Source organism: Bradyrhizobium sp. WU425 (assembly GCF_021052305.1).
Taxonomy (GTDB): domain Bacteria; phylum Pseudomonadota; class Alphaproteobacteria; order Rhizobiales; family Xanthobacteraceae; genus Bradyrhizobium; species Bradyrhizobium canariense_D.
Window position 1 is genome coordinate 7,448,141 of the sequence record NZ_CP088089.1, and the last position, 13,474, is coordinate 7,461,614.

Consider the following 13,474-nt stretch of genomic DNA (forward strand, 5'->3'; position numbering starts at 1 on the left):
TTTGGCCGCATCAATCAACGGGCTCAGCCGCGGAAATCCTCGTGCAGCAGGCCGAACAGCAAATGGTCCTGCCAGACCCCGTTGATGCAGAGATAGCGGCGCGCCAGTCCCTCGCGGGAGAAACCGCACTTCTCCAGCACCCGGATCGAGGGCGCATTGGTCGGGATGCAGGCGGCCTCGACCCGGTGCAGATTGAGCTCGCCGAACAGCGTCGGCAGCAGCACCCGCAGCGCGGCCGTCATGTAGCCGCGCTGGGCGTGGGGCTTGCCGACCCAATAGCCGATGGTGCCGGCCTGGACGATGCCGCGGCGGACATTGGCGAGCGTGATGCCGCCGACCATGGCGCCGTCGAGCTCCCGGAAGATCAGAAAGGGATAGGACCGGTCCGCGGCGATGTCCTCGGAATAGCGGCGCAGGCGACGGCGGAAACCGGAGCGGGTGAGATCATCCGACGGCCAGATCGGCTCCCAGGGGGTCAGGTAATCGCGGCTGGACTCGCGCAGATGGGCCCATTGCAGGAAGTCCGACATCTGCGGCGCGCGTAGCAACAGGCCGTTGCCGCGCGGCGCGAGAGCGGCGGGTCCACTGGATGGCAGGCGAAAGAGGGCCATGGTGATGCTTCCCGGGGCGGATCAACCCGTGCGCGGCTCCTAATGCAGCCGCGCCTTGGCGCGTGCCCGGGTCAATCCTTCCGCAAAAGACACCGCCGTGTCCAGACCCCTGCCACTGCCCAATGCGACAACCGCAGGGCGGCTGCGCGAAAGCAGCGCACGCGCCGCATCCCGGGTCGATTCGACGCTGACGGCGTCGATTCGGGCCACCAGCTCCTCGGCGGTCTGGGGCCGGCCATAGGCCAGCACATGCCGAGCAAGCTGCTCGGCGCGGGACGAGCAGCTCTCCAGCGCCATCAGCAGCCCCGCCTTCATTTGCGCCTTGGCCCGCGCGATCTCGACCTCGGTCAGGGTCTCGACCGAATCATTCATGATGTCGACCACGACCTCCATCATCTCGGGCGCATCGGCCGGATCGGTGCCGGTGTAGAGGCCGAAGAAGCCGGTGTCGGTATAGGGGGCATGGAACGAGTAGATTGAGTAACAGAGGCCGCGCTTCTCGCGCACCTCCTGGAACAGCCGCGACGACATCCCGCCGCCGAGGATGTTGGTAAAGACCTGGAGCGAGAACAGCGACAGATCGGTCTGCGGCACGCCCTCCAGCGCCAAGGTCAGATGCGCCTGCTCGAGCTCGCGATGCACCACCTTGGTGCCGCCCTTGCCGAATTGTGCGGGTTGCGGCTTGGGACCCGCTGTCCCCTCAAAACTGGCAAAGCGCTGCTCGACCTCGGCGACCACCTGCTTGTGATCGACCGCGCCGGCGGCCGCCACCACCATGTCGGGGCCGCGGTAGTGCGTCGACAGATAGTCGCGCAGCGAGTCGCGGCTGAAGGCACGCAAGGTCTTCGCAGTGCCGAGCAGCGAGCGGCCCATCGGCTGGTCGGGATAGCAGAGCTCGTTGAGATGCTCGAACACGACGTCGTCAGGCGTGTCCTGCGCCGCGCCGATCTCCTGCACGATGACGTTCTTCTCGCGCTCGAGTTCGTCGGGCTCGAAGGCGGGATTGGCCAGGATGTCGGCGAGCACGTCGAGTGCGAGCGGCACGTCGGCCTTCAGCACCCGCGCATAATAGGACGTGGTCTCGGTCGAGGTGCCGGCATTGAGGTCGCCGCCGACCGCCTCGATCTCCTCGACGATCTCGCGCGAGGAGCGCTTCGTCGTGCCCTTGAATGCCATATGTTCCAGAAGATGCGAGATGCCGTGCTCGTTGGGCTTCTCGTCGCGCCCGCCGACGCCGGCCCAGACGCCGAGCGCCGCGGTCTCGAGATGAGGCATCTTGTCGGTGACGACAGTGAGGCCGGACGCAAGCTTGGAAATCTCGACGCTCATCCGGCAACTCCCTGTTTCGCGGCGCGGCTGACCGACAGCACGAACCGCTCGACCTCGGTCTGGTCGTTCTTCATCACCTTCATGTGTTCGGATTTGGTCATCAGACCATCGAGCCAGGCCGGCAGTTGCGGCCGCTGGCCGCAGGCCGCTTCGACCGCATCGGGGAATTTGGCCGGATGGGCGGTGGACAGCACGATGCTGGGAACCGTCCTGTCCGTGGTGTCGCGGTCGGCGACCGCAAGCGCGACCGCGGTGTGGGGATCGACCAGCTCGCCGGCCTCGCGCCAGGCGGCGCGGATCGCGGCCGCGGTCTCGGTCTCGTCGGCCCGGCCTGCGTCGAACCCCTCGCGGATCGCGGCCAGCGTCGCATCGGGCAGCACGAAGCGTCCCGATTGCTTCAGTGAATCCATCAGACGGCGCACGCCGGCGGCATCGCGCCCGCCAGCCTCGAACAGCAGCCGCTCGAAATTCGAGGAGATCTGAATGTCCATCGACGGCGAAGCCGTCGCGTGGACCTCGCGCACCTCGTAGATCCCGGTCTTCAGCGTGCGCGCCAGGATGTCGTTGACGTTGGCGGCGATGCCCAGGGTCCGCACCGGAAGACCCATGCGCTTGGCGACATAGCCGGCGAAGATGTCGCCGAAATTGCCGGTCGGCACGACGAAGTCCACCGCGCGCGCGGGTGCACCGGCGGCAACGGCGGAGGTGAAATAGTAGACCACTTGGGCGACGATGCGCGCCCAATTGATGGAATTGACGCCGGACAGCGACGTCGCATCGCGGAAGCGATGGTTGTTGAACATCGCCTTCACGAGGGCCTGGCAATCGTCGAAATTGCCCTCGACGGCAAGCGCATGGACGTTGGCCGCGCCCGTCGTCGTCATCATTCGCCGCTGCACCTCGGAGATGCGGCCATGCGGGAACAGCACGATGAGATCGACATTTTCGAGTCCTGCGAACGCGTCGACCGCAGCACCGCCGGTGTCGCCCGAGGTCGCGACCACGATGGTGGTGCGCTGGCCGCGCTGGGCGAGCACGTGGTCCATCAGCCGCGAGATCAGCTGCATCGCCACGTCCTTAAAGGCGAGCGTCGGGCCGTGGAACAGCTCCAGCACGAACTGGTGCGGCGCCATCTGGCGCAGCGGCACCACCGCCGGATGGCGGAAGGTGGCGTAGGCCTCGTTCGCCATACGGCCGAGCTCGGCGTCCGAGATCTCGCCGGCGACGAAAGGGCGGATCACCTCGACCGCGACCTCCCAATAGGGACGCCCGAAAAAGCCGGCGATGGCGTCAGGCGAGAGTTGCGGCCAGGTGGCCGGCACATACAGGCCGCCGTCGCGAGCGAGCCCGGTCAGCATCACGTCGCAGAAGCCGAGTTCGGGGGCCTCGCCCCGGGTCGAGATATAACGAGTCAAACTGCCCTCCAAAGGCCGGCCGAGCCTGGACTCGGTCCGCAAGCCTTTGATTTTACGAAATTACTTGTTAACAGCCAGAGGCTTTGGGCCACCATAAAGTGTTTTGCGGCATCAGGAAACCGCTTCGCGCCTGGGGCCGTCCAAGGAAAAAGGCTGCCAACGAAAAGCGCTGCCAACGAAAAGCGCTGCCAACGAAAAGGGCTGCGGCAATGCCGCAGCCCTCTCTTGGAAGGTCTGTCGTTGTGTGCAGACCGGTTTGGCGTCTTGGGGTCACCGACCCGCAAAAACTGTTCGCGCAAGCTTTCGTCGGCTGTCACGATATCGTCAAGGGACAAAACGGAATGTCTGAGAAAATGTTCCTGTTTTTCCCGACACGTTTCGGCGCGGGCAAACGTTCGCCAGCAGCTTGGCGTCACGCATTACCATTATATCCCGAACGACAGCACAGTTCGGGAACGAACGACGGCTGCGCTCATTGTGTCGGCGGATGGTGTCGGCGCTATCCATGCATTGCCCGGCTGAGCGCCGAGACCGGTCCGCCCGCCGAACCGGCAGCATCCTGGTGCAGCCGGTTCGGTGCCCCAAGGCGTCAGTTCATCCCGATTTCCACCGCGATCCGGATCAGGTCGGAATGGTTCTTGGCACCGAGCTTCTGCTTGAGCAGAGAGGTGGTGTTGGCGACGGTCTTGTAGGAGATGCCGAGCGCCTCGGCGACCTCGACGATCTTGTCGCCTCGCCCCAACAAGCGAAGAATCTCGAGCTCCCGCGGCGTCATCTGCGAGGCAGGATTGGCCTTGATCGCCGCGCCGGAAAACGTCACGGCTTCCGCGAGCTGCGGTGAGATGAAATTGTCGCCAGCAACCACCTTGCGCACCGCCTTGAGCAGGATCCGGGGATCGTCGCCCTTGGAGACGTAGCCCTGGGCCCCGAGCTCGACCGCCCGCACCACGAAGGCTGGATCATCGTTCATGCTGAACATGATGATCTTGGCGTCGGGATCGTCCTTGCGAATGCGCCGCATCAGTTCAAAGCCGGAGACGTCGGGCAGGCTGATGTCGATCACAGTGACGTCGGGCCGCCTGCTGACATAGGCGCGATGCCCGGATTTGGCGTCGGTCGCCTCGTCGATCCGGATCGAATGGTCGGAGGCGAACAGGGTGCGGCAACCGGACAACACCACGGGATGGTCGTCGACAATCAGGACGCGGGTCGCCGGCTTGGCAGTATCTTGCATTGTAACTCTCTAGTTTTTCGATTCATAAACCGACGGGAACAAATGGAAAGAGCAAAATCCCCTGACGCGCGTTAGAATTGACCTAATGTGGCAACGGCTGTCCTTCAGTACACAATTGTTTCTGCCGCTCGGCCTGCTGTTCATGGCGGCGCTGATCATGGGCGGCGTCCTGCTGCACGTCTTCACGACCGGTCAGCTCGCCGAGGAGAACCAGCCGGCCCAGCGATCGACCAAAGCCGTGGCCGAGGCCCTCAACAACGCTCTGCGTTCATCCGACCATCCGCGAAGGACCCTGGATGACTTCGTCCGGATGCTGGACGAGTCCTCAGATATTCAATTCCTTCCTGCAGGAGCGGTTGCTCCTCCCTTTGCGTCGAGGGGCCTGCAAGGTTCGCATGGCCCACCAAAATGGTTCGTCAGTCTCCTTTCCATTCCAGACTTGCACATCGCATTTCCGGTATCCCTCAACGGCGAGCATTTCGGCGACATCGTGTTTGTGCCGGACCTGTCCGCAGCGCTGTTCGAGACCTGGGTGGGCTTCCTCGCCTTGGCCGGCTTCGTCGTCGCGCTGACCGGGCTGACAGGGGTCGTCGCCTATGTGTTTGCGGGATCAGCCCTGCGACCACTGCAGGATCTTGGCGCAGGCCTCACGCGGCTACGACGCGGCGACTACGCAACACCGATCTCGGTCGGGGGACCGTCGGAAATCCGGCAAAGCTGCGAGGAGGCCAATGCGCTGGCCGAAACGCTGGCGCAGTTGAGCCAGGACAATCGCGACCTGCTGCACCGCCTGGTCTCGCTCCAGGACGACGAGCGGCGCGATCTCGCGCGCGAACTGCACGACGAACTCGGTCCGCTGCTGTTCGGCATCCGCGTCGGCACGATCGCATTGGTCGATGCCTCGCCCCCGGCGGGAAATCTCAGCAGTTCGGCGCAGGAGGTGTTGCAATCGGTCGAGGCGCTCCAGCAGACCAACCGCCGCATCCTCGACCGGTTGCGACCGCTCTACATCGAGGAATTGGGTCTGGAGACCAGTGTGCAGACGCTGCTCCGAAATTTTCGCAAGCAGGCGCCGTCTATCGACCTGACGGACACGGTCGATCCGAATCTCAACGCGATCGACGGGCCGCTGGCTCAAACCGTCTATCGCGTGATTCAGGAGGCGCTGACCAACGTGCTGCGTCATGCCGGCGCCAGCCATGCCCATGTGCAGGCGACCTTCGCCGGCGAGACGGTCGTCATCGAGATTTCCGACGACGGCGGCGGCTTTCCCGAAGGGAATCTGTTCGGCCGCGGCCTGACCGGCATGCATGAGCGCGTGCGCGCACTCAGCGGATCGCTGTCACTGCTGCGCGTGGACGACAGAACATATGTGCGCTGCCGCCTTCCCGCCGAACCGGCACGCGAGGCACCGGTCAGCGATTGAAGCGCTTTCGAGCGAAGTGGATACCGGTTCGCGTGAAGAAAACGCCAAAACAGAATCTGGTGTTCGGCTCTGATTAATCAGAACGGAAACTCTAGCACGCACAGCCAAGCTGCGCGTTCTGTCGCGCCGGCTCGCACAGCGTGGTGCGGATCTTGCCGTCGGGGCTGAAACAAAACGAGGCGCGAATGCGCAGCGCGCCGGCGACGGAATATTCGAGATCGACGCCGTGGGGTGCAGGATGGATTTCCTCCAACCCGAAACCGGCCGACGAGAAAGCGCTGAGCCGCGGCTGCCAATAGGCTTCGAGCTCGCTCCGGCCGCGATAGCGCTGCGTGCCGTTGCACGTGCATTCGACCTGGGCGTCATCCGCATAGAGGTCGAGGAGCGTCGCGAGGTCGCCCTTCCTGCAGGCATCCACCCAATCGACGACAATTCCCATCTGGTCGAAATCACTCACGCTGCAATCCTGTCTGCCGCGGAAAATTACTGGCGGCTTAGGACCACACTCGTGAATGTGCGCTGAATGGTAAACCCCGGGCGATACCGGGTTCCCTAAGTGGATCTACGGAGCTCAGCCCCGCCGCCGCCCTCTTGCCCACACGGCGAAGGCGATGAGCACGGCGCCTGCAAGGGTGAACCAGGTGATGGCGTATTGCAGGTGATCGTCCTTGAGATGGACGTCGAGCGGCCCCGGCCGCGGAATGCCGTTCTCGGGCGCCGGCTGCTCGAGGTCGACATAAAACGGCGCAACCGCGCCCCAGCCCAGCGCGCTCGCGATCGCCACGTGATCGCGCACGAACCACAGCCGCTTGCCGCGGTTCTCCACCGGGGTCAGCCAGCCCGGTGCCTCGGGGAAGCGCAGATAGCCGGTGAACGAGACCGCCTGCCCGGTGACGAGCTTCCTGACCGCGCGATCCTCGACGCTGCGATCCTGCATGGTGTTTTCGACGAAGCCCGCATCGATCACCACCGTCTCGCCGCTCGGCAGCCGCGCCGGCAGGAAGGCCCAAGTGCCGGGGCCCGACGCGTCCTTACGCACGGCGGATCCGGAGGAATAGACCATCGCATCGGGCAACGGCGCGTAGGTCGCGGTAAAGCTGACACGGCGGAATTCATCGCGCGCGGGACTTAGCGCGGCCCATCGTGCCGGCGGCGGCAGAGCGACCGGTGCCTCCGCGAGGCGCTCGGTCAGTGCGGCGATCAGCTCGTGCTTGGCGATGCGGCGCTGCAATTGCCAGACGCCGAGCGTGACGCAGACCGCGGTCAGGAAAAGCGTGAACAGCGCGAAGCCGGCCACGCGGGGCTTGCGCGCGGTCTCGTTCATTTCGCGCGGTCGACCAGCCGGCCCGGCGCCGCCTTATGGTGGAATTGCAGTGCGATCAGCAGCGACTTCATCGCGCGCAACGGCAGCAGGGTAGTCGCAAGGATCAGCGGCAGCCACAGCACCGCGTGCAGCCAGTACGGCGGCTGGTACTTGACCTCGATGACGAGCGCGCAGCCGACGACGATCGCGCCGGCCAGCATGATGATGAAGATCGCCGGACCGTCACCGGAATCGATGAAGGCGTAGTCGAGGCCGCAACGCTCGCAGCAAGGCGCAAGCGTCAGGAAGCCTGCATAGAGCTTGCCCTGGCCGCAGCGCGGGCATTTGCAGGCAAGCCCGCGCAGCGCGCTTTGCAGGACGGTGGCTTGCGGCTCGGACGTATCGGCGGCTTCGTTCATGGCAAAAGGGTCTATCACAGTTTCTGCCGAAACCCCTGCGCGCAAAAAAGCAAAAGGGCGGCCCGGGGCCGCCCTTTCTCGATCCGAAGCCAGCCCGCTCAGTGCGCGCCGTGAGCCATGGTCTCGGCGCCGTGTCCCCAGACATAGATGCAGAGGAACAGGAACAGCCAGACCACGTCGACGAAATGCCAGTACCAGGCGGCGAACTCGAAACCGAGATGCTGGGTCGGCGTGAAGTGGCCGGCGTAGGCGCGGAACAGACACACCAGCAGGAAGATGGTGCCGACCAGCACATGGAAACCGTGGAAGCCGGTCGCCATGAAGAAGGTCGCGCCGTAGACGTTGCCGCCGAAGGAGAATGCCGCGTGGCTGTACTCATAGGCCTGCACGCAGGTGAAAAGCGCGCCGAGCACGACGGTGAGGATCAGGCCATATTTCAGGCCCTGGCGATCGTTCTCGAGCAACGCATGGTGGGCCCAGGTCACCGTGGTGCCTGACGTGAGCAGGATCAGGGTGTTCAGGAGCGGCAGATGCCAGGGATCGAAGGTCTCGATGCCGTGCGGCGGCCAGGTGCCCGGCACGGTGCAGGCGCCGGCCGCGGTCCCGAGACCACAGCCGAACACCGCATCGCGGGTAGCGTGGACGGCGTCGGCCGGGAATAGCGCCGCGTTGAAATAGGCCCAGAACCAGGCGACGAAGAACATCACCTCCGAGGCGATGAACAGGATCATGCCGTAGCGGTGATGCAGCTGCACGACGCGGGTGTGGTCGCCCTTGTACTGGGCTTCCCTGATCACGTCGCCCCACCAGCTCGCCATGGTGTAGAGCACACCGACGGTGCCGACACCGAAGATGATCGGCGCAGCCGAGAACATGTGGTGCATCCAGGTGATCGCGCCGACCGCCATGATGAAGGCCGAGATGGAGCCGACGACGGGCCATGGCGAGGGATCGACCAGATGGTAGTCGTGATGCTTGGTTTGCGCCGTTGCCATTTGCGGTCTTGCTCCTCAATCCCGTGCCTGTCAGGCACTTATCCCCTTATTTCCAACCCCGGCGCGTGAGTCCGGAGATCAGAGATTTCCCTTGCGTTTGTCGTCTTCGCTGGCCGCGAGCGGCTTCACCACCGGATCCTTCACCGGATAGAACGTGTAGGACAGCGTGATCGTGTTGAGACCGTCGTTCTCGTGGTCGTCGGCAATCGACGGATCGACATAGAACACGACCGGCATCTCGCGCTTCTCGCCCGCCGCCATGGTCTGCTCGGTGAAGCAGAAGCAGTTGATCTTCTGGAAATAGGATCCGACCGTCAGCGGCGCGACATTGTAGGCGGCCTGGCCTGCGGTGGTCCGCGCGGCCTGGTTGGTCACCGTGTAGAAGACGGTCACGACTTGGCCTATATTGACCTCGATCTCGCTCTGCTCGGGCTCGAACTTCCAGGGCAGACCGGGCGCGACGTTGGAGTCGAAGCGTACCGCGATCTTCCGTGCGATCGGGCCGCTGGCCGGCGCCGAGGTCGCGACCTGGGTCGTGCCGTTGAAGCCGGTGGCGCGGCAGAACCAGTTGTAGAACGGCACCGCCGCGTAGGAGGCGCCGATCATCAGCGCGACCACGCCGCCGCAGATCGAGGCGACCACCGCGTCGCGGCCAAGCCCCCTGGCAGGCCTGCGCCCCTTGGTGGCCGTCCGGCTCTGATCCCGCGATATGGTCGGCTTCTGATCCATGTTTCCTACATCGGCCGGACGAGCACGGCCGGCCCCTTGACCATGGTCACGGCAAAGAACAGCACTACGAGCACGCCGAGCGCGAGTGCGATCGCGATCGAGCGCTGACGACGGCTCTTCTTCTGCGCCTCGGTGAGGACGATTCCGTCTATCTCGGGTTTGTCGGCCATCCCTGTGATCATGCGCCCCCTACCATCGGCGCAAGCGCCCGGAACACGACCTCGGCCAGCAAGGTCGCAAACAGCGCGAACAGATAAAGGATGGAGAACGCAAAAAGCTTGCGGGTCGCCCGCAGCGATTGGCTGCGCTCGCGACGGATATAGACGTTGATGGCGAACCCCAGCATGCCGGCGCCGAGGATTAGCGAGACGATGCCGTAGATGGCGTCGAAGTAGCCGAGCGCCCAGGGCGCGGCCGCGACCGCGATCAGCACGATGGTGTAGAGCAGGATCTGAAGCCGCGTCGCGTCGGGGCCGGCGACGTTGGGCAGCATCGGAATGCCGGCGCGCGCGTAATCGTCGGAGCGAAACAGCGCCAGCGCCCAGAAGTGCGGCGGCGTCCAGAAGAAGATGATGGCGAACAGCAGCAGCGGCTCGACATCGACCGTGCCTGTGACCGCGGCCCAGGCCACCACGGGCGGCAGCGCGCCGGCGGCACCGCCGATCACGATGTTCTGCGCGGTCCAGCGCTTCAGGCCGATCGTGTAGATCACGACGTAGAAGAAGATGGTGAAGGCGAGCAGCGCGCCCGCGATCCAGTTGACCAGGATGCCGAGCGTCATCACCGAGAAGAAGGCGAGCGTCATGCCGAAGGTCATCGCCTCGGGACGGGTGATGCGGCCGCGCGGAATCGGCCGGTTCGCCGTGCGCGACATCTTGGCATCGATGTCGCCTTCGAGCGCCATGTTGAGCGCGCCGGACGCGCCGGCGCCGACCGCGATGCAGAGCAGCGAGGTGATGGCCAGCACCGGGTGGAAATGCCCGGGCGCCATCGCCATTCCGACCAGCGCGGTGAAGATCACCAGCGACATCACCCGCGGCTTCAGGAGCGCGATGTAATCGCCAACCTCCGCTTCGGAGATGCGGGGATTGATGTCGATGGCGTTGTGGTCGAGGACGGACACTAGACTGACTCGCTTGGTTGTCGAGCCGCGGCGCCCGTCACGGGCGCCGCGAGCATTGGCTTACTGCACGCGGGGCAGCACTTCGAACTGGTGGAAGGGCGGCGGCGAGGGCAGCGTCCATTCCAGCGTGGTCGCACCTGCACCCCACGGATTGTCGCCAGCCGGCACCTTCTTCGCGAAGGCGTCGATCACGCAGTAGAGGAAGATCAGCACGCCGAAGCCGGAGATATAGGAGCCGACCGACGAGACCAGGTTCCAGCCCGCGAACGCGTCGGGATAATCGACATAGCGGCGAGGCATGCCCGACAGACCGAGGAAGTGCTGCGGGAAGAACACCAGGTTCACGCCGATGAAGGTGACCCAGAAGTGCGCCTTGGCGAGCCCTTCATTGTACATGTAGCCGGACATCTTCGGGAACCAGTAGTACCAGCCGGCGAAGATTCCGAACACCGCACCGAGCGACAGCACGTAGTGGAAGTGCGCGACCACGTAGTAGGTCTCCTGGAGCACGCGGTCGACGCCGGCATTCGCCAGCACCACGCCGGTGACGCCGCCGACGGTGAACAGGAAGATGAATCCCACCGCCCAGATCATCGGCGCGCGGAACTCGATCGAGCCGCCCCACATCGTGGCGATCCACGAGAAGATCTTCACGCCGGTCGGGACCGCGATGACCATCGTGGCGGCGACGAAATAGGCCTGCGTCGCCGAGGACATGCCGACCGTGTACATGTGGTGCGCCCACACCACGAAGCCGATGCCGCCGATCGCGACCATGGCGTAGGCCATGCCGAGATAGCCGAACACGGGCTTGCGCGAGAAGGTCGAGACGATCTGGCTGACCATGCCGAAGGCGGGCAGGATCAGGATGTACACTTCGGGGTGACCGAAGAACCAGAACAGATGCTGGAACAGCACGGGATCGCCGCCGCCTTCCGGATTGAAGAACGTCGTGCCGAAATTGCGGTCAGTGAGCAGCATCGTGATCGCACCGGCGAGCACCGGCAGCGACAACAGCAGCAGGAACACCGTCACCAGGATCGACCACACAAACAGCGGCATCTTGTGCAGGGTCATGCCCGGCGCGCGCATGTTGAAGATCGTGGTGATGAAATTGATGGCGCCCAGGATCGAGGAAGCGCCCGCCAGATGCAGCGACAGGATCGCGAAGTCCACCGCCGGGCCCGGATGGCCCGAGCTCGACAGCGGCGCGTACATGGTCCAGCCGGCGCCGACGCCGTTGGCGCCCGGCTCGCCCTCGACGAAGGTCGACATCAGCAACAGCGCGAACGAGGCCGGCAGCAGCCAGAACGAGATGTTGTTCATGCGCGGGAACGCCATGTCGGGCGCGCCGATCATGAGCGGCACGAACCAGTTGCCGAAGCCGCCAATCATCGCGGGCATGACCATGAAGAAGATCATGATCAGGCCGTGGGAGGTCACGAACACATTGTAGGTGTGCGTTTCGTGGAAGATCTGCACGCCCGGATACATCAGCTCGGCACGGATCGCGATCGACATCGCGGCGCCGATAACGCCGGCGATGACCGCGAAGATCAGGTACATCGTGCCGATGTCCTTGTGGTTGGTCGAATAGACGTAGCGCCGCCATCCGGTCGGATGGGCGTGCTCGTCATGTCCGTGGTCTTGCGCGTGATCGCCGTGTGCCGCTGCGCTCGTTGCCATTTTCTAATCCTGCCTTGCGTCCCGATCGGACCTCTGGAGGTCCCGCCTTATGTCGCTTTCAGTTTCCTCGAACCCTGCGCCCGGCGCTCACTGCGTCGGGCCGGCCGTGGAGGCGTAGGTGCTGGTGCCGCCGCTCGCATATTTCTTCTTCGCGGTCTCGACCCAGGAGGCGAACTCCTGGTCGCTCACCACACGGATCGCGATCGGCATGAAGGCGTGGTCCTTGCCGCACAATTCCGAGCACTGGCCGTAGAACATGCCGGTCTTGGTGGCCTTGAACCAGGTTTCGTTGAGCCGGCCCGGAATGGCGTCGATCTTGACGCCGAAGGCCGGCAGCGCAAAGGCATGAATCACGTCGGCCCCGGTCACCTGAACCCGAACCACCTTGTTGACGGGCACCACCATCTCATTGTCGACGCCGAGCAGACGGGGCTGCTTGTCCTGGGCCATCAGCGAGTCGAACTCGAACTTGCCGTTATCAGGATAGGCGTAGGACCAGTACCACTGCTTGCCGGTCGCCTTGATGGTCAGATCCGCCTTCGGCACGTCGAGCTCGAGGAACAGGAGGCGGAACGACGGCACCGAAATGCCGACCAGGATCAACACCGGCACGAGCGTCCACGCCACCTCGATCAGCGTGTTGTGCGTGGTCCGCGACGGCACCGGATTGGCTCTCGCGTTGAACTTCACGACAACGATCACGAGCAGCGCCAGAACGAACAGCGTGATCAGCGTGATCAGCACGAACAGGAAATTGTGGAACCAGACGATGTTGTCCATCACCGGGGACCCGGACTGCTGAAGCGTCCACTCCCACGCAGCCGGCTGCCCCAGCTCGGCAAATGCCGCACCGCCCGTCGCCAGCGTCAGACCCGCCACGGCCAATCCCAGCAAGTGCCGGCCCACCGGGCCCATCGACATCTTCATGCCGTTCGCGCTCCCCTAACGAAATCACCCCAAGTGCATTCCCCTATTTTCGGGAAACGCTTTATTCGATCCCCCCGTCTGACAAACCGCCGCGCAAGAATACCTCTAAGAGGAATTGGGGCCAGATCGCTAGAACGCCGAAATCAAGCCTCTCAAACCATAATTCTTGATCTATCGCAATGCAGTCTTGAGCCTCGTCTGTCAGCCATCACCCGCAAGATATTTCCTAGTAACATCAGACAAAAATACCATTTCCCGGGATGCTGCCGCTTGACAG

Annotated in this window: 14 protein-coding genes; 1 reads left to right on the forward strand and 13 read right to left on the reverse strand. The window is 64.2% G+C overall.

Going from position 1 to position 13,474, the window contains the following annotated elements; genetic code table 11:
• Positions 1-23: 23 nt before the first annotated feature.
• The 4 genes from BcanWU425_RS35485 to BcanWU425_RS35500 form a co-directional block, all read right to left on the reverse strand.
• Positions 24-611: a GNAT family N-acetyltransferase gene (locus BcanWU425_RS35485; RefSeq protein WP_007599447.1), complete on the reverse strand. Its 588-nt coding sequence runs from the start codon at positions 609-611 to the stop codon at positions 24-26.
• 39 nt (positions 612-650) lie between these two features.
• The gene (locus BcanWU425_RS35490) at positions 651-1,940 is read right to left on the reverse strand and encodes a M16 family metallopeptidase (protein WP_007599446.1); all 1,290 of its coding nucleotides are present in this window, start codon (positions 1,938-1,940) and stop codon (positions 651-653) included.
• On the reverse strand, positions 1,937-3,355 hold the full coding sequence (gene thrC, locus BcanWU425_RS35495; RefSeq protein ID WP_018459997.1) for a threonine synthase: 1,419 nt from the start codon (positions 3,353-3,355) through the stop codon (positions 1,937-1,939). Before thrC ends, BcanWU425_RS35490 begins: the two co-directional genes overlap by 4 nt.
• A gap of 589 nt (positions 3,356-3,944) precedes the next feature.
• Positions 3,945-4,589, reverse strand: a complete 645-nt coding sequence (locus BcanWU425_RS35500; RefSeq protein ID WP_204513205.1) for a response regulator transcription factor — start codon at positions 4,587-4,589, stop codon at positions 3,945-3,947.
• Between the two features lie 85 nt (positions 4,590-4,674).
• Here BcanWU425_RS35500 and BcanWU425_RS35505 point away from each other — a divergent pair, with 85 nt between their 5' ends.
• Complete coding sequence (locus tag BcanWU425_RS35505) at positions 4,675-6,015, forward strand: histidine kinase (RefSeq protein ID WP_204513204.1); 1,341 nt, start codon at positions 4,675-4,677, stop codon at positions 6,013-6,015.
• Positions 6,016-6,106: 91 nt separating this feature from the next.
• Here BcanWU425_RS35505 and BcanWU425_RS35510 read toward each other — a convergent pair whose 3' ends face one another.
• The 9 genes from BcanWU425_RS35510 to coxB form a co-directional block, all read right to left on the reverse strand.
• Positions 6,107-6,472 (reverse strand): nuclear transport factor 2 family protein, encoded by a 366-nt coding sequence (locus BcanWU425_RS35510; RefSeq protein ID WP_026233921.1) that lies wholly within the window; start codon positions 6,470-6,472, stop codon positions 6,107-6,109.
• 114 nt (positions 6,473-6,586) lie between these two features.
• A complete protein-coding gene (locus BcanWU425_RS35515; protein ID WP_085351971.1) occupies positions 6,587-7,339 on the reverse strand; it encodes an SURF1 family protein in 753 nt (250 codons plus the stop codon).
• Positions 7,336-7,737, reverse strand: a complete 402-nt coding sequence (locus BcanWU425_RS35520; protein ID WP_018460002.1) for a DUF983 domain-containing protein — start codon at positions 7,735-7,737, stop codon at positions 7,336-7,338. Before BcanWU425_RS35520 ends, BcanWU425_RS35515 begins: the two co-directional genes overlap by 4 nt.
• A 98-nt stretch (positions 7,738-7,835) precedes the next feature.
• Complete coding sequence (locus BcanWU425_RS35525; RefSeq protein ID WP_085351973.1) at positions 7,836-8,732, reverse strand: cytochrome c oxidase subunit 3; 897 nt, start codon at positions 8,730-8,732, stop codon at positions 7,836-7,838.
• Between the two features lie 78 nt (positions 8,733-8,810).
• A complete protein-coding gene (locus BcanWU425_RS35530; RefSeq protein ID WP_204513203.1) occupies positions 8,811-9,461 on the reverse strand; it encodes a cytochrome c oxidase assembly protein in 651 nt (216 codons plus the stop codon).
• A gap of 5 nt (positions 9,462-9,466) precedes the next feature.
• Positions 9,467-9,643: a hypothetical protein gene (locus tag BcanWU425_RS35535; RefSeq protein WP_026233922.1), complete on the reverse strand. Its 177-nt coding sequence runs from the start codon at positions 9,641-9,643 to the stop codon at positions 9,467-9,469.
• Entirely contained in the window at positions 9,640-10,584 is a 945-nt protein-coding gene (locus BcanWU425_RS35540) for a heme o synthase (RefSeq protein WP_085357795.1), read from the reverse strand. Before BcanWU425_RS35540 ends, BcanWU425_RS35535 begins: the two co-directional genes overlap by 4 nt.
• Positions 10,585-10,644: 60 nt before the next feature.
• On the reverse strand, positions 10,645-12,270 hold the full coding sequence (gene ctaD / locus BcanWU425_RS35545; protein WP_007605061.1) for a cytochrome c oxidase subunit I: 1,626 nt from the start codon (positions 12,268-12,270) through the stop codon (positions 10,645-10,647).
• Between the two features lie 87 nt (positions 12,271-12,357).
• Positions 12,358-13,197 carry a cytochrome c oxidase subunit II gene (gene coxB / locus BcanWU425_RS35550; protein ID WP_018460007.1) on the reverse strand — a complete coding sequence of 280 codons (840 nt, stop codon included), beginning with the start codon at positions 13,195-13,197 and terminating at the stop codon, positions 12,358-12,360.
• Positions 13,198-13,474: the final 277 nt, after the last annotated feature.

What these genes read in the sequence shown, in the direction of transcription:
- BcanWU425_RS35485 (WP_007599447.1), bottom strand. Translation starts at nt 611, where the DNA reads ATGGCCCTCTTTCGCCTGCCATCCAGTGGACCCGCCGCTCTCGCGCCG.
- BcanWU425_RS35490 (WP_007599446.1), bottom strand. Translation starts at nt 1,940, where the DNA reads ATGAGCGTCGAGATTTCCAAGCTTGCGTCCGGCCTCACTGTCGTCACC.
- BcanWU425_RS35500 (WP_204513205.1), bottom strand. Translation starts at nt 4,589, where the DNA reads ATGCAAGATACTGCCAAGCCGGCGACCCGCGTCCTGATTGTCGACGAC.
- BcanWU425_RS35505 (WP_204513204.1), top strand. Translation starts at nt 4,675, where the DNA reads ATGTGGCAACGGCTGTCCTTCAGTACACAATTGTTTCTGCCGCTCGGC.
- BcanWU425_RS35515 (WP_085351971.1), bottom strand. Translation starts at nt 7,339, where the DNA reads ATGAACGAGACCGCGCGCAAGCCCCGCGTGGCCGGCTTCGCGCTGTTC.
- BcanWU425_RS35520 (WP_018460002.1), bottom strand. Translation starts at nt 7,737, where the DNA reads ATGAACGAAGCCGCCGATACGTCCGAGCCGCAAGCCACCGTCCTGCAA.
- BcanWU425_RS35525 (WP_085351973.1), bottom strand. Translation starts at nt 8,732, where the DNA reads ATGGCAACGGCGCAAACCAAGCATCACGACTACCATCTGGTCGATCCC.
- BcanWU425_RS35530 (WP_204513203.1), bottom strand. Translation starts at nt 9,461, where the DNA reads ATGGATCAGAAGCCGACCATATCGCGGGATCAGAGCCGGACGGCCACC.
- BcanWU425_RS35535 (WP_026233922.1), bottom strand. Translation starts at nt 9,643, where the DNA reads ATGATCACAGGGATGGCCGACAAACCCGAGATAGACGGAATCGTCCTC.
- ctaD (WP_007605061.1), bottom strand. Translation starts at nt 12,270, where the DNA reads ATGGCAACGAGCGCAGCGGCACACGGCGATCACGCGCAAGACCACGGA.
- coxB (WP_018460007.1), bottom strand. Translation starts at nt 13,197, where the DNA reads ATGAAGATGTCGATGGGCCCGGTGGGCCGGCACTTGCTGGGATTGGCC.